This window comes from Streptomyces iconiensis, from assembly GCF_028657195.3.
Classification (GTDB): Bacteria; Actinomycetota; Actinomycetes; order Streptomycetales; family Streptomycetaceae; genus Streptomyces; species Streptomyces iconiensis.
In genome coordinates, this window is the sequence record NZ_JANCPR020000002.1 from 196412 (window position 1) to 216109 (window position 19698).

Here is a 19698-nt window from a genome sequence, read left to right on the forward strand (position 1 = left end):
GCGGCTTCGGATGGGCGGAGAGGTTCTGCGCTGGAGCGCGTACCGCAGCATGCCGTGGAAGAACGGCGGCGGTACGACCCGGGAGGTCGCGTCGGGCAACCTGCGAGCGCCCCTGGCCCCGGCGGAGCACGCGGAGGGTTTCGACTGGCGGGTGAGTGTCGCGGACGTGGACGGGGGAGGCCCGTTCTCTCCCTTCCCCGGCGTCGACCGCGTGATCACCCTGGTCGAGGGCGAAGGCATGGTGCTGACCGTCGAAGGGACCCCGCAACCGGTCCAGCCGTTGAGCCCGTTCGCCTTCTCCGGCGACGCGGCGACGGACTGCCGGCTTGAGGCGGGCGCGGTGCGCGACATGAACGTGATGACCCGCAGGGGCCGGGCGACAGCACAGGTGCGGATCGTCGCGGTGGCCGCCGCAGGGGGAGCGCGGATGACGTGTACCACCGGCGAGACCCTGCTCGTCATGGCCGTCACCGAGGGGATCACCGTCGGCGGAACGGACGGGCGGGAGACCGTGCTCGGCCGTCTCGACTGCGTACACGAGGAAGGCCCGGGGGCGCTGACTCTGCGGGGCGACGGCACGGTGGCCGCGATCAGGATCACCGCGGAGCCCTGACGCCACACCCCGCGTCCGGCAAGGTCACGGCTGATGCGGGCCCGAGGCAGAGAAAAGCCGGGACCGCACGCTCAAGAAGAGCGCACGGTCCCGGCCGGGCACGGGCACACGCGTCAGCGGACCTCGGTGATCTCCGGGCCGCGCTGAAGCTTGTCGAGGCCACCGGCGAAGCGGGAGCCCTCCTCGACGGTCTCCTGCTGGACACCGTCGGGCACCATCTGCGCGTCCTCGGGAAGCTTGAGCACGATCGGGTCGCGGGGCGCCATGGGGGAGTCACCGCGCACGACGACGGTGTCCTGGAAGATCTGTTCCAGCAGCCCGGCAGCCTCCGGCTGGACCGCGCCCTGGCCCGAGATCACGCCGCGCAGGAACCAGCGGACGCCGTCGACGCCGATGAACCGTACGACCTGCACACCGTTGGTGCCGTCGGGCAGCTGCACGGGCACCTGGGCCCGCAGTTCCCAGCCGAGCTTGCCCTCGGTCTCGTCGATGACGCCGCCCTGCTGCGTGATGCCGGAGGCGATCTCCTCGCGCACCTCGTCCCAGATGCCCTCGCGCTTGGGAGCGGCGAACGCCTGGAGCTGGATGGCGCTGTCCTGGAGCACGATGGTCGCCGCGACGATGGCGTCACCCGCGACCTCGACGCGCAGTTCCATGCCCTCGACACCGGGGACGAAGAGACCGCCGAGGTCGACCCTGCCGGTGCTGGGGTCGCCGACCTCCTCGATGTCCCAGGGGCCGTCGGGACGGGGCACCGGGGGGAGCTTCACGCGCTCGCCGCCCGCCGACTCCGCAGCGTCCTTCTGCTCGCCCGCGGCCTCGTTGGCACCCTGTTCCGTCTCGAACTCGTCCGAGGCGCCCGTCTCAGGCTTTTCGCTCTTCTTGCGACGACGTCCGAACACGTCACTGTCCTCTCAGGTCGGAAGCTTGGTCGGCACCGACCGCAACGTAATCCTTCTGCTGTGCGGCTGTCTGCTGGACGGGCTCACGCCGCGCGGCGTTCCCGCCCGTGGAGCCGAATCCCCCCGCGGCCCGGGCCGATCCTGGCAGCTCCTCCACCTCGCGGAAGCGCACCTTCTCCACCCGCTGGACAACGAGTTGGGCGATACGGTCGAACCGGTCGAACCGCACAGACTCGCGCGGGTCCAGATTGGCCACGATCACCTTGATCTCCCCACGGTACCCGGCATCGACGGTTCCGGGCGCATTCACGAGAGAGACGCCGCACCGGGCCGCGAGCCCGGAACGGGGGTGCACGAAGGCCGCGTACCCCTCGGGGAGCGCGAGCGAGACCCCCGTCGGCAGTACGGTCCGCTCCCCCGGCGCGAGTTCGGCACCCTCGGTGGTCACGAGGTCGCACCCCGCGTCCCCCGGGTGCGCGTAGGAGGGCACAGGCACCTCGGGGTCGGTCAGCCGGAGCAGGACCTCCACGGTCCCGCCGTCGTCCGCGGGTACACCGCGAAGGTCACTCATGGGTTCACCTCGAAGGCGCGGATGCGCCTCACCTCGTCGGGTTCGTCCATCGCCGCCTGGATCTCCTCGTCACGGCCGTGCTCGATGAAGTGCTCGACCTTCACCTCTATGAAGACGGCGTCGGCGCGCACGGCCACAGGCCCATCGGGCCCGCCTATGCGGCCCACGGCCGAGGAGTAGATCTTGCGGCGGTGCACAGCGGTGGTCCTGGCCTCCAGGTGCAGCACGGTGTCGACGGGTACGGGGCGTACGAAGTCGGTCTCCAGCCGCCCGGTGACGGCGATGACGTGCATCAGCCAGTTCAGGGAGCCGAGGGTCTCGTCGAGGGCGCTGGTGAGGACCCCGCCGTGCGCGAGGCCCGGCGCACCCTGGTGGGCGGCCTTGACGGTGAACTCGGCCGTGACGCTCACGCCGTCCCCGGCGCGCGCCTGGAGATGCAGACCGTGCGGCTGGCCCTCACCGCAGCCGAAGCACTGGTCGTAGTGGGCACCGAGCGGGGCACCGGGTGCCGGGGCTTCGGGATGGCGTACGGGGGCGACGGCGTCGTCCGGCGGCACCAGGGAGGTCTTGGGGCGGTTCGCAGCACTCACGGGTGCAGACCTTACCGCCGTGCGGGCCGCGCGGGGGCGCGTGCCAAGCTTGCACACATGGTTCCTCAGGCCCAGCCCTACGACGAGCGTCTGACCGCACCGCGTTCCTGGTGGCTGATCGCCGCCGGTATCGGCGTGGGCGGCGGTGTGATGCTGCTGCCTCTCGGCCTGCTGGCCATGCTGTGCGGCCTGGTCGCCGCCACCGCCCTCGCCTCGGTGTGCGTGAGCGCGTACGGCGGCGTACGTGTACGCGTGGTGGCCGGCTCGCTGGTGGCGGGGGACGCCCGGATTCCGCTCTCGGCCCTGGGTACGGCCGAGGCGCTGGACGCCGAGGAAGCGATTGCCTGGCGCAGGCACAAGGCCGACACCCGTGCCCACATGGTGCTGCGCAGCTACGTGCCGACGGCTGTGCGTATCGAGGTGACGGACCCGGAGGACCCGACCCCGTACATCTACGTCTCGACCCGGCACCCCGAAAACTTGGTGGCCGCACTGCGCTCGGCGCGCGAGGCGACGCCTTCCTGAGCCTCAGGGGGCGGACGGAGCCTCATGGCCGGACGGAGGCTCAAGGGGCTGAGAGGTTCCCGTGGCCCCGGGGCAGCACGAGCGCGTAAACGGCTCGTCGGCCCTCTCAGGCGCCGCGCAGGTCCTTCCTCACACGTGCGGCGAGCCTCGCGGTGTCGCGGCGGTTCATGAAGGCGCCGACGGCGGCGCCGATCAGGAACGGCGTGAGGTTGGGGAGGTTGCGCAGCGTGCGCTTCATGATCTGCTGCCGCAGCTGACGGCGGAACTGCCCGCCCATCGCGGAGTTGAGCGAGGCGGGCCTGGTGATCTCGATGCCCCGCTCGGAGGTCCAGGACGTCAGATAGGCGGCGGACCGCTCGCGGGCGTTGCCCGCCGGTCTACGGCCGTAGACCTCGTGGAGTTCGGCGATCAGCTTCAGCTCGATGCTCGCCACCCCGACGATCTCGGCCGCCAGTTCGGCGGGCATCGCGGGCGGTACGGGCAGCATCGCCGCAGCGCCGACTCCGGCGCCGACGGTCGCCGCGCTCTTCACGGCTCCCGCGACCAGCTTGTCGGCCAGCTCTTCGGGGCCCAGCCCCGGAAATTGCGCGTGGAGGGTCTCCAGGTCCCGCACCGGCACCCGTGGAGCGGTGTCGATCACGCGGTCGGCGACCACACGCAGAAAGGCGCGCGCTCTGTGTTTGCGCGCCGGCCGTACCCCCTTCTCGGGCTCCTCGGGAACGTACGGCGCGAGCGAGGCCGACTGGTCCTGTGGGCCTCGCTCGTCGTCACGTGCGTCTTCGTCCGCCACGGACCGTCCAGTCCGTTCCGGCTCAGGCCGCGCAGTCGCGGCAGATGGGCTGGCCATTCTTCTCCGCCGCCAGCTGCGAGCGGTGGTGGACCAGGAAGCAGCTCATGCACGTGAACTCGTCGGCCTGACGCGGCAGCACGCGGACGGACAGCTCCTCGTTGGAGAGATCCGCGCCGGGAAGCTCAAGCCCTTCGGCCTGCTCGAACTCGTCCACGTCGACATTCGAAGCGGACTTGTCGTTCCTCCGGGCCTTCAGCTCTTCGATGCTGTCTTCGTTGACGTCGTCATCGGTCTTGCGTGGGGTGTCGTAATCCGTTGCCATCGTCGCTCTCCCCCTCTGGGTGTCTGTGGTGTCTCCAGCGCACGTAACGCGTGAGAGGCCGGACTTGTGCCCGACCCGAGGCGGAGATTTTGCCTCACATCAAGGTCTGTTACTCAATCGACACCCAACTGCACCCCTGAAGAGGTGATCACGTCGGCTGTCGAGGAGGACCATAAACGGTCCCCGGTCGCGCTTCGTACACGCCATCCCGGGTATTGCCCGCGATCTCCACCTGCGGAAACCTGGATTTTCCCGGATTTCTTCCCGGTCCGGGCCCACCCTGCACATACCGAGAAAAAATCGTGTGTGTGATCGATCACAGCGACCTCCGAAGCGGCGTGAAACCTCGGAATTCCGCCTATAGCGAACCTGGGTACGACTACGGCGGGCCATGGTTGATCACTTCTGGTCACCTCATGGACCTGGGCGGCCTCTTCTCGCCAACTTCGCTATGTCGGTCGGCCCGTCACGGATCGTGGCCACGCTCTTCCCGTACTCGGTCACCCGGCACCGGCGCTCCTCATACCGGCAGCGCGACCCGCATGACGAGTCCTCCGTCCTCTCGTGGTTCGGCCGAGACGTTGCCCCCATGGGCTCGCGCGACCGAGCGCACGATGGAGAGGCCGAGGCCGACCCCCTTGTCGCTCCCCGTACGCTCCGAACGGAGCCTGCGGAACGGTTCGAAGAGGTTGTCGACCTCGTAGGCGGGTACGACCGGGCCGGTGTTCTCGACCACCAGAACGGCCTGCCCCGGCTGGGCCTCCGTACTGACCGAGACCCATCCACCCTCCCGCAGGTTGTAGCGCACGGCATTCTGCACCAGGTTCAGTGCGACGCGCTCCAGAAGGACCCCGTTGCCCTGTACATACGTGGGCTGACGCACCCCGCGCAACTCGACCCCCTTGCCGGACGCCTCACCACGGGCCTGTTCGACCGCCTGTGAGGCCACCTCAGCGAGGTCCACGGGTTTCCTGTCCACCAGTTCGTTCTCGCTCCTGGCGAGCAGCAGAAGGCCCTCCACGAGCTGCTCACTGCGCTCGTTGGTGGCCAGCAGGGTCTTGCCGAGCTGGTGCAGCTCGGGCGAGGCATCGGGGTCGGCGAGCTGGACCTCCAGCAGCGTGCGGTTGATCGCCAGTGGAGTGCGCAACTCGTGCGAGGCGTTGGCGACGAAGCGCTGCTGCGCGGTGAACGCGCGATCCAGTCTGTCCAGCATCTCGTCGAAGGTGTCCGACAACTCCTTCAGTTCGTCGTCCGGGCCCTCCAGCTCGATCCGCTTGTGCAGGTCGGAGCCGGCGACCTGGCGGGCCGTACGCGTGATCCTGCCGAGCGGCGAGAGGACGCGGCCGGCCATCACGTAGCCGAAGGCGAAGGCGGCGACGGCCAGGCCCAGCAGCGCCAGCAGCGAGCGGCGCAGCAGCCCGTCGAGCGCCAGCCTGCGCTGTTCGTCGGCACACGCCTGGAGGCGCTGCATGAACACGTCGCTGGGCAGCGTGCCGGTCAGCCCGGGACAGCGGTCGGAGGTCGGCTGCGCCTCGACGTTCAGGATGCGGAAGGGCAGCTGGCTGCTCTCGCTCAGCGCCTGGGCAGCGAGCAGATAGATGATCGTGAGCAGCACCATGCCGGCGATCAGGAACATGCCGCCGTACAGCAGCGTGAGCCGTATCCGGATGGTCGGCCTCAGCCAGGGGTACGACCGCGGGCTCTCGCGGGGGTCCCAGGTGGGCTTGGGCGGCGGCTGCGGCGCCGGACGGTTCCCCGAGCCGGGGCCGGTCCCTGTGGAGGAGGTGGAGGAGGCCATCGGGGATCAGATCCGGTACCCCGCGCCGGGAACGGTGACGATCACCGGGGGTTCACCGAGTTTCCGGCGCAGCGTCATGACCGTGACGCGTACGACGTTGGTGAACGGGTCGGTGTTCTCGTCCCACGCCTTCTCCAGCAGCTGCTCGGCCGAGACCACGGTGCCCTCCCCGCGCATCAGGACCTCCAGAACGGCGAACTCCTTGGGCGCCAGCTGGACCTCCTCGCCGTCCCTGAAGACCTCGCGGCGGTTGGGGTCCAGCTTGATGCCCGCGCGCTCCAGGACGGGCGGCAGCGCGGTCGTGGTGCGGCGCCCGAGGGCGCGCACACGGGCGGTCAGCTCGGAGAACGCGAAGGGCTTGGGGAGGTAGTCGTCGGCGCCCAGCTCCAGGCCCTCCACCCGGTCACTGATGTCTCCGGAAGCGGTGAGCATGAGCACCCGGGTGGGCAGCCCCAGCTCGACGATCCTCCGGCAGACGTCGTCTCCGTGGATGACCGGCAGGTCACGGTCGAGTACGACGACGTCGTAGTCGTTGATGTCGATGCGTTCCTGCGCGGCGGCCCCGTCGTAGACCACATCGACGGCCATGGCCTCCCGGCGGAGGCCGGTCGCCACGGCATCGGCGAGCAGTTGCTCGTCCTCGACGACGAGTACGCGCACGGCGCTGTCCTTCCCTCGTGGTGGTGGTGTGGGTGCGGGAGGCATGTGTGCCCTGTGACGGCCGGTGTGTTCCTCGTTACAGCCGCGCACTCCCTGCCCACTCCATCCTGCCCTCAACGCTGGTAAATCGGCTGTAAGGGGCGGAGCGGCCCAGATGACGAGCGGGGCCACGGGCCGGGACCCGCAAATTTTTCAGGGACGTTGAGGTTTCTGCCAGGAGGCGCCTGGGGAGGACGAGGGCACACCCCGAGATCACGCCCCGTGCGCGGCGTGCCACAACGTGCCGCCGACGCCACACAGGGGACCACGCCGTGACTCTCAAGCACCACACCCTCGGCACACCCCCGTGCCGCCGACCCACGACGAGGGGGCACACCATGGACGCGTTCACCGCCGGCATCCTGCAGCGCATACAGACCACCGAATCCGACCTGCACCGCGCTCGCGAGTCGGGCGACGACTTCCTCGTGGACGTCGAGCAGTCCGAGCTGGAAGACCTGCGGCGCCTGGCCGCAGAGCACGGCGTCGAGGTAGGCGCCACTTCCGGCTGAGAGCCGGAAGCCTTCACCGGCCCCTCACATGCGCAGGCCCCCGGAAGCCGAGCTTCCGGGGGCCTTTCGCTGTTCCCGCGCGGTCTTCCCCGTTCGGTCCTGCCGGTCGTTCAGTCGTGCCAGGCGCCCAGTTCCTCCAGGAGCGGCTGGAGCACCTCGAAGACCCCGGGCGAGGCCGCGACGGTCAGGTCGCCGTCCGCCGGGAGACCCGCGCGGCCCCCGGTGCGGGCGCCTGCCTCGCGGGCGATGAGGTCGCCGGCTGCCAGGTCCCAGGGGTTGAGGCCGCGCTCGTAGAACCCGTCGAGGCGGCCCGAGGCCACATCGCACAGGTCGATGGCTGCCGAGCCACCGCGCCTGATGTCCCGCACGCGCGGGATCAGCCGCTGGGCGACGGCCGCCTGCGCGACCCGCCGCTCGGTGATGTAGCCGAACCCGGTCCCGATCAGTGCCTGGTCGAGCGGCGGGGAGGGGCGGCAGCTCAGCCGCAGCCCGTTCAGGTAGGCGCCCTGGCCGAGTACGGCGTGGCAGGTCTCCCCGCGCAGGGGTGCCGCGACAACGCCGACGACCCGCTCCCCGTGGTGCTCGGCGGCGATGGAGACGGCCCACTCGGGGCGCCCGTAGAGGTAGTTGACGGTGCCGTCCACGGGGTCGATGACCCAGCGGACGCCGGAGCTGCCCTCGCTCTCAGCGCCCTCCTCGCCCAGGAAACCGTCGTCGGGGCGGTGTTCGGCCAGGAAGCCGGTGATCAGCTTCTCCGAGGCCACGTCCATCTCCGTGACGACGTCGATGGGGCTGGTCTTGGTGGCCGCGACGCCCAGGTCGGCGGGGCGCCCGTCGCGCAGGAACGTGCCCGCGCGCAGGGCCGCCTCCTGGGCCAGGCCGAGCAGTTCGGCCTTGAGGTCCTCGCCGGCGCCGCCGGACGTCTCGTGTGTGTCACTCACGTGCTTGTGTCGCTCCTCAGAGGTTCGGTGCGTCGGCCCCGGCCGCCGCCGGTTCGGGTGTGCGGGCCGGGCAGCAGCCGACGGGGCACAGGTCGTGGCTGGGCCCGAGCGCGCCGAGTGCGCACCGCGCGGGCTGCTGGCCCCGCTCCGTGGCGGCGCGTTCCAGCACCAGCTCGCGTACGGCGGCGGCGAAGCGCGGGTCGGAACCGACGGTCGCCGACCGTGCCACGGGCAGGCCCAGCTCGGACGCCTTGGCGGTGGCTTCGGTGTCCAGGTCGTAGAGGACCTCCATGTGGTCGGAGACGAAGCCGATGGGGACCATCACCGCTCCCGGTGCGCCCTGCCCGTGCAGGTCCTCCAGGTGGTCGCAGATGTCCGGCTCCAGCCACGGCACCTGGGGCGGGCCGCTGCGCGACTGGTAGACGAGTTCCCAGGGGTACGCCGTTCCCGTGCGCTCGCGCACCGCCTCGACGATCACGCGGGCCACGTCCAGGTGCTCGGCAACGTAGGCGCCGCCGTCCCCGTGCGCCTCGACGGGGCCCGAGGTGTCGGCCGCCGCCGTGGGGATGGAGTGGGTGGTGAAGACCAGGTGCGCGCGCTCCCGTACCCCGTCGGGGAGTTCGGCGAGCGAGGCGAGCACGCCGTCGGTCACGGGCCCGACGAAGCCGGGGTGGTTGAAGTAGTGCCGCAGCTTGTCGACGCGCGGGGGGCGCAGGCCCTCTGCCTTCAGGGCCGCCAGGGACTCAGCGAGGTTCTCGCGGTACTGGCGGCAGCCCGAGTAGGAGGCGTACGCGCTGGTGGCCAGCACGAGGACGCGGCGGCAGCCGTCGCGGGTCATCTCACGCAGGGTGTCGGTGAGGTACGGGGCCCAGTTGCGGTTGCCCCAGTAGACGGGCAGGTCGAGCCCGTGGCCTGCGAAGTCCTTGCGGAGCGCGTCCAGCAGCGCGCGGTTCTGCGCGTTGATGGGGCTGACGCCGCCGAAGAGGAAGTAGTGCTGCCCGACCTCCTCCAGCCGTTCTCGCGGGATGCCCCTGCCCTTGGTGACGTTCTCCAGGAACGGAACGACGTCGTCCGGTCCCTCCGGGCCTCCGAAGGAGAGCAGCAGCAACGCGTCGTACGGGGCGTGGGTGGCGTCCGGCGAAGAGCCGGTCGAGTGCGCATCGGACATGCCTCGATCCTGCCATCCGGCAGTCGGGCGGGACGGCCGCCCTCCCGCCCGTAAGCTGTACTTCTCCTCCCATTCCTGACCTGATCGGCAAGAGCTCCACTTTGGCCAGTCCCTACCGCGCGATCTTCACAGCGCCCGGAAGCAGAACCTTCTCGGCGGCCGGATTCTTCGGCCGCCTCCCGCTGTCCATGATGGGCATCAGCGTCGTCACGATGATCTCCCAGATCACCGGCCGTTACGGGCTCGCCGGCGCGCTCTCGGCGACGGTTGCCCTCTCCTCCGCGGCCTTCAGCCCGCAGATATCGCGCCTGGTCGACCGCCACGGGCAACGGCGGGTGATACGCCCCGCGATGCTGATCACCGTGGCGGCCGTCGCGGGTCTGGTGGCGTCGGCGCGCGGTGGTGCGCCCGACGCGCTGCTGTTCCTGTTCGCCGTGGGCGCCGGATGCATGCCGAGCGTGGGATCGATGGTCAGGGCCCGCTGGGCGCACATCCACAGGGACGAACCACGGCTGCTGCACTCGGCGTTCGCCTTCGAGTCGGTCGTGGACGAGTCCTGCTTCGTCTTCGGTCCGATCCTCGCCATCGGCCTGTCCACCGCCTGGTTCCCCGAGGCCGGGCCCTCTCTGGCCGCCGCCTTCCTGCTCGTCGGGGTGCTCTGGCTCAGCTCGCAGCGCTCCACCGAGCCGCCGCCGCACCCCCGTGGGCAGCACGGCGGAGGGTCGGCGCTGCGGACGCCGGGCCTCCAGGTGCTGGTTGCCGCGTTCGCGTTCACCGGCGCGATCTTCGGTTCGATCGACGTGGCGACCGTCGCCTACGCCGAGCAGCAGGGCCACAAGGCGCTGGCCAGCGTGACGCTCGCCGTCTACGCGCTGGGGTCCGTGCTGGCGGGCGCGGCCTACGGGCTGCTGCGGCCGGCTTCGCCGCCGGCGAAGCGGTGGCTGCTGGGTGTATGTGCGATGGCCGTGAGTATGATCCCTCTCCAACTGGTGGGGAACCTGCCGTCCCTGGCCGTGGCGCTCTTCATCGCGGGCATGACCATTGCCCCGACGATGGTCACCACCATGGCCCTCGTCGAACAGCTCGTCCCGCGCGCCAAGCTGACCGAGGGCATGACGTGGACCAGTACGGGTCTCGCGGTCGGGGTGGCGCTGGGGTCCTCGGCCGCCGGCTGGGCGGTCGACACCTTCGGCGCCGACCGTGCCTACGGGGTGCCCGCTGCGGCGGGCGCGCTGGCGGCCATGGTGGCGTTCCTCGGCTACCGCCGGCTGAGCTCTCGGCCGGTGAAGCTGCGAGAGGGGACGGTCGGGAATGAGCGTGCAGTCGACGAGCAGCCGGGGAGCAACGTGGCGTAACTGGGCGGGCAATGTGACCGCCTCGCCCGCGCGGACCGTCTCGCCCTCCTCGACGGACGCCCTCGCCGAGGTGGTGCGCAGGGCGGCGGCCGACGGCCTGAAGGTGAAGGCCGCGGGCACGGGCCACTCGTTCACGGCCGCCGCCGTCACGGACGGCGTGCTGATACGGCCCGACCGGCTCAGCGGCATCCGCTCCCTCGACCGCGAGGCCGGCACGGTCACCGTCGCAGCCGGAACGCCCCTGAAGGTCCTGAACGCCGCGCTGGCAGCCGAGGGCCTCTCGCTGACGAACATGGGCGACATAGTCGAGCAGACGGCGTCCGGCGCCGTCAGCACCGGCACACACGGCACGGGGCGCGAGTCGGCCTCGGTCGCCGCACAGATCACCGGGCTCGAACTGGTCCTCGCCGACGGTACGGTGCTGCGCTGCTCGGCCACCGAGAACCCCGAGGTGTTCGCCTCGGCCCGGCTGGGTCTGGGCGCGCTGGGGGTGCTCACCGAACTGACCTTCGCTGTCGAGCCGGAGTTCCTGCTGACGGCGCGCGAGGAGCCGATGTCCTTCGCCCAGGTCACCAGCGAGTTCGATCAACTGGTGACCGAGAACGAGCACTTCGAGTTCTACTGGTTCCCGCACACCGACGGCTGCAACACCAAGCGCAACAACCGCAGCACGGGCCCTGCCCGGCCCCTCCCCCGCATGCGCGGGTGGATAGACGACGAGCTGCTGTCCAACGGCGTCTTCCAGGCCGTATGTTCGCTCGGCAAGGCCGTGCCCGCCACGGTGCCAGGCGTCGCCCGCGTCTCCAGCCGCGCCCTGTCAGCGCGTACGTACACCGACATCCCGCACAAGGTCTTCACCAGCCCGCGCCGGGTGCGCTTCGTGGAGATGGAGTACGCCATACCGCGCGAGGCGCTCGTCGGGGCGCTGCGCGAGCTGAAGTCCCTGGTCGAACGGTCGGACTTCCGTGTGAGCTTCCCCGTTGAGGTACGTACGGCCCCCGGCGACGACATCCCGCTCTCCACGGCCGGCGGGCGCGAGACGGCCTACGTGGCGGTCCACATGTACCGGGGCACGCCGCACGAGGCGTACTTCAGCGCTGTCGAACGGATCATGACGGCGCACGCCGGCCGCCCGCACTGGGGCAAGCTGCACAGCAGGGACGCGGAGTACCTGGCCGGCGTCTATCCGCGCTTCGAGGAGTTCACGGCGCTGCGCGACCGCCTCGACCCCGACCGCGTCTTCGGCAACTCCTACCTGCGGCGCGTCCTGGGCGACTGAGCGGCCCGGCAAGACGCCCCCGTTCACGCCGCCGCACGCGAAAGGGCCGGGCACACCCGCTGGTGTGCCCGGCCCTTCGTCAGCGGTGCGAGGGCTTCACTCCTGGGTGGGCCCGTTCTGCTGCCGCTGCGGGAACTGCCCGCCCTCTCCCGTACCGCTGTGGTCCTGGCCGGTGCCCGAGCCGCTGTCGGTGCCGTCCTGCTGGTCGCCGGAACCGCTGGAGTCGCCGGGCTTCCCGGTCTCGTCCGGGTCGCCGGTCCCGCCGGGCCGCTGCGGAGTGCTCTGTTCCGGAGTGGGAGTGGAGCCCTCCTTGTCGCCCGAGCCGGAGTCGGTGTTCCCCTTGCCGCCGTGCTCACCCGGTGTGGCCCCGGGATCGGGCGACTGCCCGTCCGAACCGTCGTGGCCGCCGGTGGAGCCGTCGTCGCCGTCCTGCGACTGCCCCGGGTCCGGGGTAGCGGGAGGCGCGTCGGGGCTGTCGCCGGAAGAGCCGCCTCCGGGCCGGAACACATCGCTGATGGAGGTGCCCTTGCCGCCGGAGACGTTGTGTCCCGAGATCGCCTCGTACAGCGTGACGCCGCCGATCGCGATCACGAACACGACGAGGGCGGGCAGCAGCGTCCGCTTCCAGCCACGCCAGCGGGTGCCGTGCACCGTGGCATGGGTGAACTCGTCGCTCCCGGGGAGCTTGTCCTCGGGCACCTGCGTGCCACCGGGGCCGTCCACGGTGCCCAGCAGTCGGGTCGCGTCGGCCGCCTCGCCTGCGCTGCCGTGCCCGCCCTCGGCGCCCCTGGCACCCGGCAGCATCCTGGTCACCATCGAGGTGTCCAGCATCTGCACCTGGTCAGGGGCTCGCTCGCCTTCGGTCCTGCGCGCCTCGTCCTCGCCGCCGCCTTCCCTGTCCTCCTCGCGGAAGGCGGGGTCCCCCTCGCGCGGAGCGGTGGGGATCAGCCGGGTCGCCTGGGTGTGCCCTGCCGGCTCGGCGCCGGGGACCTGCCCCGTACCGCGCATCGCCTGGGTGGCGTCGAGACCGGAGTCGTCCTTCCAGCCGGCGGCGGGATCCCGCAGGGGGAGCTGCCGCGTGCGCGTCTTCGGCGGAACGGCGACTTCCTTGATCTGCTCGCCGGTCCTGCGGAAGAAGTGCTGGAAGATCGGACCGCCGCTGGTGGCGACGAGGCTGACCACACCGGCGCCGAGAAATGTCCCGTACACGTTCAGCTGGCCGGCCAGGAACGCGGCGATGACGGCGGCGACGGCACTGCCCATCACCTGCGCAAAGCTCAGATCAAGTCTCTTGGTCCTGCCCTCTCCACCGCTCCCACCCTTGTCGTCGTTCCGCTCTTCCTGGCCGGTTATGTCGTTCTTACCCATCTACCGCCCTCGATCGCACACTCCAACCACTGTGCACGACTAAGGGACTTTTATGCGAAGCCAATAGTTCCGCTTCGGGTGGTTCTGTGAGGCTTGCCACCTGCCCCAACCAGGCCAAATGGACAAGTGGTGCGTCAACTCCCTTACGCTGGAGCAACTTCGGTAGCGCGGCGGTCCACCCGGGTGGCACTAATGGAGTAGTGTGACGAGCCCTGGTCTCGGCTCTGACCCGGCGCAGGCTGCCCACGGCGATCATCCTGGTCACCGTGCGTTGTGAGGAGGTAACCGTGCCATGTCGGTGGTTCTGAGCAGTTCGGTATGTTGTGCTCGTCGCGCACACTGCCTCGGATCCCCGAGCAAGTCGGCAAGGTTGTGGCAGGCTGCACCCGGGCAGGCCACACTCGTCTAGCGGGAGCAGCGACGCACGTGACGTCGGCAGGCACCACCCGGGAGGTCCCCATGCCCGAACTGCGTGTCGTGGCCGTCAGCAACGACGGCACACGACTGGTGCTCAAAGCTGCCGACAGCACGGAGTACACGCTTCCGATTGATGAGCGCCTGCGCGCCGCGGTCAGAAACGACCGCGCGCGGCTGGGCCAGATCGAGATCGAGGTCGAGAGCCACCTCAGACCGCGTGACATCCAGGCGCGTATAAGGTCCGGCGCCTCCGCCGAGGAGGTCGCCTCTCTCGCCGGTATCCCCGTCGACCGTGTACGCCGCTTCGAGGGCCCCGTGCTCGCGGAGCGTGCCTTCATGGCCGAGCGGGCCCGTAAGACGCCCGTGCGGCGCCCCGGTGAGAACGCGGGACCGCAGCTCGGTGAGGCCGTCAGCGAGCGCTTGCTGCTGCGCGGCGCCGACAAGGACTCCACGCACTGGGACTCCTGGCGCAGGGACGACGGCACCTGGGAGGTGCTGCTCGCCTACCGCGTCGCGGCCCAGCCGCACTCGGCGACCTGGACCTACGACCCGCCGCGCCGTCTGGTGCAGGCGGTGGACGACGAGGCCAGGGCGCTGATCGGCGAGACCGACGACACCCCGGAGCCGAGCTTCCCGTTCGTGCCGAGGATCGCGCGGCTGCCCCGTGACCGGAGCGAGCGCGCGGAGCGCGGTGAGAGCCGTGGTGAGCGCGAGGGCCGCGGTGAGCGCTCGGGCCGTCCCGAGCTGGAGCCCGCCGCTTTCTCACCGGCACCGGGTGACGAGGACGACCGGGACCGCGGTGCCGGCGACGGCAGCGAGCCCGACTCGCTCACGAGCCTGCTGGAGGCGGTACCGAGCTTCCGGGGCGACATGGTCGTACCGGAGCCGCAGGTCCCGTCGGTTCCCTCGGTCCCGTCCGCGCCGGAGCAGCCTGACACCTCCGGCACGCCCTCCGAGCAGGAGGAGCAGGAGCCCGAGAGCGCGGAGCAGGAAGAGGAGGAGGCGGTCGAACCGCCCGCTCCGGCGGCCAGCGCGGGTTCGGCGTACGCGGACGTGCTCATGCCGCGTTCGGTGGGCGCGCACAGGGACCGGCTCAAGGGCACCACCGACAGGCAGGCGGAGGCGGACGGCGTACGGCCGGGACGGCGGGCCGCCGTACCGAGCTGGGACGAGATCGTCTTCGGTACACGCCGAAAGAAGGACTGACGTCAACACAGCGCAGGCGCCGGACCGTTCCCGTCCGAAGGAACGGTCCGGCGCCTGCGTGTGCGCCTCCGGGGGTCAGGCCGGCGGCTCCCGGGAGCGCCCCCAGGACCCGCCTTCTCCCCCGTTCACGCGGCGCCTCTCTCCCGCGCCCTCTCCGCCGCCTTCAGCCCCGTTCGGGTCCTGTGGCCACAGGGCGTGCGCCGTCGGCCGTCCACTCGCTCCAGGAGCCGACGTAGAGCGCGGCGTCGATGCCGGCGACGGCGAGCGCGAGGACCTCGTGCGCCGCCGAGACGCCGGAGCCGCAGTAGACGCCGACCTCCGTACCGGGGCCCGCGCCCAGCGCCTCGAAGCGCTCGGCGAGTGCCTGCCGGCTACGCAGGGTCCCCGCGTCCGTGACGTTCTCCGTCGTCGGTGCCGAGACGGCGCCGGGGATGTGGCCGCCCACGGGGTCGATGGGCTCGACCTCGCCCCGGTAGCGCTCGGCCGCGCGTGCGTCCAGCAGGAGGCCGTGCCGCGCGAGGGAGCCGGCGTCGTCGGCTTCGAGCATCGGCATTCCGCCGGGAGTCGGCCGGAAATCGCCCTCGGGCGGCTCCGGTGTCTCCGTGCTCAGCGGCAGCGCCCCGCCTCCCTCGCTCTCGCGGTACGCGCTCCACGCGGCGAGACCGCCGTCCAGGACGCGGACATCGGGATGGCCCGCCCAGCGCAGCAGCCACCAGCAGCGTGCCGCGGCCCAACCTCCGCCCATGCCACCGCCGTCGTAGACGACGACGGACTTGTCGGCCGAGACGCCGGCGGCGCGCATGGCGGCGCCGAAGACGTCGAGAGGCGGCAGCGGGTGACGGCCCGTGCCGTTGCCCGCTGGAGCGGCGAGTTCCGTTTCGAGGTCCACATAGACGGCACCCGGCAGATGGCCCGCCTGATACGCGGGCAGTCCGGGCGGGCCGCCGAGCTGCCAGCGCACGTCGAGCAGTACGGGAGCGGCGCCCTCCGCAAGGTCGCTCGCGAGTTCGGGCACGGAGATGATGGCTGTCATGGCGCCCATCTTCGCGCGCTGAACGGCTGTTCTCGTGCAGGGGACGGGGATTCTGTTCCCGAAGGAGAGAAAAGCGGCGCGGCCGGGAAGCGCCGCACGACAGGTGGTGCGAGCATCTGACTGGCTGCAAGTCACGGACCACGGCAAGGACGCCGGGGCACTTCCACCGCACGACCGCATCGATGATGGTCTCAAGGAGCGAAGCAGATGACCGGGGCAGAGACTCGGCGACGGCATACGCCCGGGGCGCCCGCATGGGCGAGCCTGATGGCGCATGGGCTGGACGCGAGCAAGGACTTCTACCACGAGCTGTTCGGCTGGGAGTACCGCGCGGGACCGCAGCAGCTCGGTCCGTACGTACGCGCGGTGGCGCAGGGGCACGAGGTGGCGGGACTGGGCGAGAAGTCGCCCGGCAGGCAGGTACCCGTTGCCTGGCTCCCGTACATGGCGAGCGCTGACGCCGACGAGACGGCGGGCAGCGTCAGGGAAATCGGGGGAACGGTGGCCGTGGGGCCGCTGGACGCGGAGACCGCCGGCCGGATGGCCATCGCGTCCGACACCCAGGGAGCGGTCTTCGGCATCTGGCAGGACGCGCAGTATCCGGGCCTGGGGACGGCACCCATGGGGACGGTCGGCGCACCGGTGTGGTTCGAACTGCTCACCCGTGAGACGTCGTCGGTCGTGAAGTTCTACCAGGCGGTGTTCGGATACGAGGCGGAGACCGTCGAGTCGGTGGACTTCGACTACGTGACGCTCTCCGTCGACGGGGAGCCGATCGCCGGTATCCACGGTGTCGGCGACGCGCTGCCCCGCGACAGGGGGCCGCACTGGCGTACGTACTTCGCGGTCGATGACCCCGACTTCATGGTGCGCAAGGTGCGGGAGCTGGGCGGCAGGGTGGCGCGCGAGCCGCAGGACTCGCCCTATGGGCGGGTGGCGGCGATCACCGACCCGGAGGGCGCGCGGTTCAGCGTGATCCGGCCCGTGAGCGCGGATCGCTGAACCGCCGGCCCGGCGGCGGGGCCGTCGGCTGCGCGGACACATCGACGGGCAGTACGTCCGGCGAGAGCGCGCCGGCGCCCGCTGCCGCCGCGGTGAGGCGGCGCCTGTGGTGGCGCCTGCACAGCACCTCGTAGCCCATCTCGCCGCTCGGCTCGCCCACATCACCGACGACGACCTGCGCGCCCTCGACGAGCATTCTGCCGCCGAGGGTACGGGCGTTGTGCGTCGCGCGGGCTCCGCACCAGCACAGCGCCTCGACCTGGAGCGTCTCCGTACGGTCGGCCAGCTCCATGAGCCGCTGGGAGCCGGGGAAGAGGCGGGTGCGGAAGTCGGTCGCGATGCCGAAGGCGAAGACGTCGATGCCGAGTTCGTCCACGACGCGGGCCAGCTGTTCGACCTGCTCGGGCGAGAGGAACTGCGCCTCGTCCACGATCAGGTAGTCGGTGCGCCAGCCCGCCGTGAGGTGCTTGACCAGGTGGGCCTGGAAGTTGAGGTCCTCGGCGACCTCGACGGCCTCGGCGACCAGGCCGAGCCGGGAGGACAGCCGTCCTTCGCCCGCGCGGTCGTCCCGGGTGAAGATCATGCCCTGGAGGCCGCGCGCCGAGCGGTTGTGCTCGATCTGCAGCGCGAGTGTACTCTTCCCGCAGTCCATGGTTCCGGAGAAGAACACCAGCTCTGGCATGGGGCTTCGGGCCTTTCTGACGTGTGTGCGCTGTGCCTGCGTGGGGGGTCGGTCGGAGGCGGTCCGTCAGGTGCGGACTTCGAGGAGCGGCACGAGCTGTTCGGCCGCGGTCGCCGAACCGTGCATGCCGATCAGTTCGGACTCCTTGGGCTCGCGCCGGGTGGCGATGACGGCGATGTCGTCGCGCATCGCCACGACCACGTCACCGATCCTGCCGCGCACCCGGGCATCGACGCCGGGCCCGAACCAGCCCAGCGCGATGGCCTCTTCGCGGGTCGCCACCCACGCCTGCTCGCCGAGCACATCCCGCCACACGGCGTGCACGTCGGCCGCGGCGCCGGGTACGGCGTAGAGGTGCCGCATCCGGCCCTCACCGCCGAGTTGGGCCACTCCCGCGCTCAGTTCCCAGTCCTCGTCGAAGTCGAGACGCGCCTCGGTGGCGGCGGGGATGTCCACCATGCCGTGGTCCGCCGTGACGTAGAGCGCGGAGCGGGGCGGCAGTTGCTCGGCGAGACGCTGCGCGAGCCGGTCGACGTACATGAGCTGTCCGCGCCAGGCGTCGGAGTCCATGCCGTAGCGGTGGCCGTTGCCGTCCAGTTCGGCGTAGTACGTGTAGACGAGCGCGCGGTCGCTCGCGGCGAGGCGTTCGGCGGCCACATCCATACGGTCCTCGGCTGCGAGACGGCCGAGGAACGTGCCGCCGGACAGCGCGATCTTGGTGAGCGGTGTGTGCTCGAAGTGCGGCGCCGTCACCTGGCTGGTGGCGATCCCCGCCGCGTCGGCGCGCTGGAAGACGGTGGGGTACGGCTGCCACGCGTGCGGGTCGGTCCAGGGCTGCCAGCGGAGCTGGTTCATGAGCCTGCCGGTCCCGGGGTCCAGCACGGTGTATCCGGGCAGCCCGTGCTCCCCCGGAACCCTGCCCGTACCGACGGAAGCCAGCGAGGTGGCCGTGGTCGAGGGGAAGCCCGAAGTGATCGGCTCTCCCGTGCCGTTGGCCGACCCGGCCAGCAGGGACGTGAGGAACGGCGCCTCGTCCGGGTGCGCCCTGAGCGCCTCCCAGCCCATGCCGTCGACGAGGAAGACGCAGGCGCGGTCGGCGGGCTCCAGCGTGAGCCCGCTCTCCATGCCGGGCACGCCGAGCCCCGCGGCGACGGAGGGCAGGAGGTCGGAGAGCGCGCCCGAGCCGTAGCGCGGTACGGGCGCCGTAAGGGGGTCGAGCGGCGCTTCCGCGTGCTGCGGCGGGTACGGGGCGGTGCCGGGGTGCGGGGGTGGTAGGTGCTCCCGGGTCACTGCGGGGGTCCGACGCGGGTCGTTCCTGCGGTGGCCTCCGAGAGTGCCTGTGCGAATGCGAGGGTCTGGCGCACGGTGTCGGGCCCGTCGCCCGCCTCGCTGACCCGGAGCGAGAGGTCGTCGGCCGTCGAGGAGCCCGTGTACCCGTGGTCCGCCTCGCAGTTGGGGTCGCCGCAGCTGGCCGGTTCCATGTCGAGGCGCGAGACGGCGCCCCAGCCGATCGTGAGGACGACCTCGCGGGGCAGGGTGCCGGGTGTGTAGGACTCGGGGTTGGCGACCACGCGTGAGAGCACGACGGAGGAGATCCGCTCCAGCTTCACGGACTCGGTGGATGTCGTGGCGTACGGGGACGGCGAGGTGCCGTCCGCCGCCTGCTCGTCGGTGTGGCTGACAAGGAAGCGGGTGCGCGTGAGGACAAGGACCGTGACATGGCGCCGTACCTCGTTCGAGTCGAACGTGGTCTCCTGGTGCACAAGGTAGGAGGCAACGGGTTCTCCGCCCACCGCCGCCTCGACAGCCTCGGCCACGAGAGCCGGGTAATAGCCGCTACGCTCGATCGCCTCGCGCAGCCCCTGGGTCGTCGTACCGGTCTTCGCCATGACAGCCATCCTACGGGGCGGCGCGCGGGCCCAGCG

21 protein-coding genes are annotated in these 19698 nt (G+C 71.1%); 7 read left to right on the forward strand and 14 right to left on the reverse strand.

Features of this window, described 5'->3' with window-relative positions; all coding sequences use genetic code 11:
- The first annotated feature begins 10 nt into the window (after positions 1-10).
- Entirely contained in the window at positions 11-613 is a 603-nt protein-coding gene (locus NMN56_RS02480; protein ID WP_274043548.1) for a HutD/Ves family protein, read from the forward strand.
- A gap of 113 nt (positions 614-726) precedes the next feature.
- Here NMN56_RS02480 and NMN56_RS02485 read toward each other — a convergent pair whose 3' ends face one another.
- From NMN56_RS02485 to NMN56_RS02495, 3 genes are read right to left on the reverse strand one after another with little or no spacing between them, the layout of a single operon-like run.
- Positions 727-1515, reverse strand: coding sequence for a DUF3710 domain-containing protein (locus tag NMN56_RS02485; RefSeq protein WP_274043547.1), 789 nt, complete (start codon positions 1513-1515; stop codon positions 727-729).
- A 1-nt stretch (position 1516) separates the two neighbouring features.
- Positions 1517-2086 (reverse strand): dUTP diphosphatase, encoded by a 570-nt coding sequence (dut, locus tag NMN56_RS02490; RefSeq protein WP_274043546.1) that lies wholly within the window; start codon positions 2084-2086, stop codon positions 1517-1519.
- The gene (locus NMN56_RS02495) at positions 2083-2676 is read right to left on the reverse strand and encodes a PaaI family thioesterase (RefSeq protein ID WP_274043545.1); all 594 of its coding nucleotides are present in this window, start codon (positions 2674-2676) and stop codon (positions 2083-2085) included. The genes dut and NMN56_RS02495 overlap by 4 nt, the downstream gene beginning before the upstream one ends.
- 57 nt (positions 2677-2733) lie before the next feature.
- Here NMN56_RS02495 and NMN56_RS02500 point away from each other — a divergent pair, with 57 nt between their 5' ends.
- A complete protein-coding gene (locus NMN56_RS02500) occupies positions 2734-3201 on the forward strand; it encodes a DUF3093 domain-containing protein (RefSeq protein ID WP_274043544.1) in 468 nt (155 codons plus the stop codon).
- A gap of 106 nt (positions 3202-3307) precedes the next feature.
- Here the strand turns inward: NMN56_RS02500 and NMN56_RS02505 are convergent, their stop codons facing one another.
- The 4 genes from NMN56_RS02505 to NMN56_RS02520 form a co-directional block, all read right to left on the reverse strand.
- Positions 3308-4048 (reverse strand): hypothetical protein, encoded by a 741-nt coding sequence (locus NMN56_RS02505; protein WP_274043543.1) that lies wholly within the window; start codon positions 4046-4048, stop codon positions 3308-3310.
- Positions 4014-4313: a DUF4193 domain-containing protein gene (locus NMN56_RS02510; RefSeq protein WP_016470291.1), complete on the reverse strand. Its 300-nt coding sequence runs from the start codon at positions 4311-4313 to the stop codon at positions 4014-4016. Before NMN56_RS02510 ends, NMN56_RS02505 begins: the two co-directional genes overlap by 35 nt.
- Positions 4314-4833: 520 nt before the next feature.
- On the reverse strand, positions 4834-6111 hold the full coding sequence (locus NMN56_RS02515) for a sensor histidine kinase (protein ID WP_274043542.1): 1278 nt from the start codon (positions 6109-6111) through the stop codon (positions 4834-4836).
- A gap of 6 nt (positions 6112-6117) precedes the next feature.
- Entirely contained in the window at positions 6118-6771 is a 654-nt protein-coding gene (locus NMN56_RS02520) for a response regulator transcription factor (RefSeq protein WP_274043541.1), read from the reverse strand.
- Between the two features lie 377 nt (positions 6772-7148).
- Between NMN56_RS02520 and NMN56_RS02525 the strand changes: the two genes are divergently transcribed.
- Entirely contained in the window at positions 7149-7322 is a 174-nt protein-coding gene (locus NMN56_RS02525; RefSeq protein WP_274043540.1) for a hypothetical protein, read from the forward strand.
- Between the two features lie 110 nt (positions 7323-7432).
- Here NMN56_RS02525 and NMN56_RS02530 read toward each other — a convergent pair whose 3' ends face one another.
- Both NMN56_RS02530 and NMN56_RS02535 read right to left on the reverse strand, forming a co-directional pair.
- Positions 7433-8263 carry an inositol monophosphatase family protein gene (locus tag NMN56_RS02530; protein WP_274043539.1) on the reverse strand — a complete coding sequence of 277 codons (831 nt, stop codon included), beginning with the start codon at positions 8261-8263 and terminating at the stop codon, positions 7433-7435.
- A 16-nt stretch (positions 8264-8279) separates the two neighbouring features.
- Entirely contained in the window at positions 8280-9431 is a 1152-nt protein-coding gene (locus NMN56_RS02535; RefSeq protein WP_274043538.1) for a ferrochelatase, read from the reverse strand.
- A gap of 101 nt (positions 9432-9532) precedes the next feature.
- On the opposite strand from NMN56_RS02535, the gene NMN56_RS02540 reads away from it, so the two are divergent.
- Together NMN56_RS02540 and NMN56_RS02545 are read left to right on the forward strand one after the other, a co-directional pair.
- Positions 9533-10786 (forward strand): MFS transporter, encoded by a 1254-nt coding sequence (locus NMN56_RS02540; RefSeq protein ID WP_274043537.1) that lies wholly within the window; start codon positions 9533-9535, stop codon positions 10784-10786.
- Entirely contained in the window at positions 10743-12065 is a 1323-nt protein-coding gene (locus NMN56_RS02545; RefSeq protein ID WP_274043536.1) for a D-arabinono-1,4-lactone oxidase, read from the forward strand. Before NMN56_RS02540 ends, NMN56_RS02545 begins: the two co-directional genes overlap by 44 nt.
- 96 nt (positions 12066-12161) lie before the next feature.
- Here the strand turns inward: NMN56_RS02545 and NMN56_RS02550 are convergent, their stop codons facing one another.
- Positions 12162-13433, reverse strand: coding sequence for an ICP22 family protein (locus NMN56_RS02550; RefSeq protein ID WP_274043535.1), 1272 nt, complete (start codon positions 13431-13433; stop codon positions 12162-12164).
- Between the two features lie 459 nt (positions 13434-13892).
- Between NMN56_RS02550 and sepH the strand changes: the two genes are divergently transcribed.
- Complete coding sequence (gene sepH, locus NMN56_RS02555; protein WP_274043534.1) at positions 13893-15056, forward strand: septation protein SepH; 1164 nt, start codon at positions 13893-13895, stop codon at positions 15054-15056.
- A gap of 163 nt (positions 15057-15219) precedes the next feature.
- On the opposite strand, the gene NMN56_RS02560 is transcribed toward sepH, so the two are convergent.
- Entirely contained in the window at positions 15220-16089 is an 870-nt protein-coding gene (locus NMN56_RS02560) for a sulfurtransferase (protein ID WP_274043533.1), read from the reverse strand.
- Between the two features lie 207 nt (positions 16090-16296).
- Here NMN56_RS02560 and NMN56_RS02565 point away from each other — a divergent pair, with 207 nt between their 5' ends.
- The gene (locus tag NMN56_RS02565) at positions 16297-17091 is read left to right on the forward strand and encodes a VOC family protein (protein ID WP_274043532.1); all 795 of its coding nucleotides are present in this window, start codon (positions 16297-16299) and stop codon (positions 17089-17091) included.
- Here NMN56_RS02565 and NMN56_RS02570 read toward each other — a convergent pair.
- The 3 genes from NMN56_RS02570 to NMN56_RS02580 form a co-directional block, all read right to left on the reverse strand.
- On the reverse strand, positions 17057-17773 hold the full coding sequence (locus tag NMN56_RS02570; RefSeq protein ID WP_274043531.1) for a thymidine kinase: 717 nt from the start codon (positions 17771-17773) through the stop codon (positions 17057-17059). The genes NMN56_RS02565 and NMN56_RS02570 overlap by 35 nt on opposite strands.
- Before the next feature lie 66 nt (positions 17774-17839).
- Positions 17840-19063 (reverse strand): alkaline phosphatase family protein, encoded by a 1224-nt coding sequence (locus NMN56_RS02575; protein WP_274043530.1) that lies wholly within the window; start codon positions 19061-19063, stop codon positions 17840-17842.
- The gene (locus tag NMN56_RS02580; RefSeq protein ID WP_274043529.1) at positions 19060-19662 is read right to left on the reverse strand and encodes a DUF5998 family protein; all 603 of its coding nucleotides are present in this window, start codon (positions 19660-19662) and stop codon (positions 19060-19062) included. Before NMN56_RS02580 ends, NMN56_RS02575 begins: the two co-directional genes overlap by 4 nt.
- Between the last annotated feature and the right edge of the window lie 36 nt (positions 19663-19698).

Bases quoted from the DNA above. Each gene is read 5' to 3' on its own strand.
- NMN56_RS02480 (WP_274043548.1), top strand. From the start codon at position 11: ATGGGCGGAGAGGTTCTGCGCTGGAGCGCGTACCGCAGCATGCCGTGG.
- dut (WP_274043546.1), bottom strand. From the start codon at position 2,086: ATGAGTGACCTTCGCGGTGTACCCGCGGACGACGGCGGGACCGTGGAG.
- NMN56_RS02500 (WP_274043544.1), top strand. From the start codon at position 2,734: ATGGTTCCTCAGGCCCAGCCCTACGACGAGCGTCTGACCGCACCGCGT.
- NMN56_RS02505 (WP_274043543.1), bottom strand. From the start codon at position 4,048: ATGGCCAGCCCATCTGCCGCGACTGCGCGGCCTGAGCCGGAACGGACT.
- NMN56_RS02510 (WP_016470291.1), bottom strand. From the start codon at position 4,313: ATGGCAACGGATTACGACACCCCACGCAAGACCGATGACGACGTCAAC.
- NMN56_RS02515 (WP_274043542.1), bottom strand. From the start codon at position 6,111: ATGGCCTCCTCCACCTCCTCCACAGGGACCGGCCCCGGCTCGGGGAAC.
- NMN56_RS02525 (WP_274043540.1), top strand. From the start codon at position 7,149: ATGGACGCGTTCACCGCCGGCATCCTGCAGCGCATACAGACCACCGAA.
- NMN56_RS02535 (WP_274043538.1), bottom strand. From the start codon at position 9,431: ATGTCCGATGCGCACTCGACCGGCTCTTCGCCGGACGCCACCCACGCC.
- NMN56_RS02545 (WP_274043536.1), top strand. From the start codon at position 10,743: ATGAGCGTGCAGTCGACGAGCAGCCGGGGAGCAACGTGGCGTAACTGG.
- NMN56_RS02550 (WP_274043535.1), bottom strand. From the start codon at position 13,433: ATGGGTAAGAACGACATAACCGGCCAGGAAGAGCGGAACGACGACAAG.
- sepH (WP_274043534.1), top strand. From the start codon at position 13,893: ATGCCCGAACTGCGTGTCGTGGCCGTCAGCAACGACGGCACACGACTG.
- NMN56_RS02560 (WP_274043533.1), bottom strand. From the start codon at position 16,089: ATGACAGCCATCATCTCCGTGCCCGAACTCGCGAGCGACCTTGCGGAG.
- NMN56_RS02565 (WP_274043532.1), top strand. From the start codon at position 16,297: ATGACCGGGGCAGAGACTCGGCGACGGCATACGCCCGGGGCGCCCGCA.
- NMN56_RS02570 (WP_274043531.1), bottom strand. From the start codon at position 17,773: ATGCCAGAGCTGGTGTTCTTCTCCGGAACCATGGACTGCGGGAAGAGT.
- NMN56_RS02580 (WP_274043529.1), bottom strand. From the start codon at position 19,662: ATGGCGAAGACCGGTACGACGACCCAGGGGCTGCGCGAGGCGATCGAG.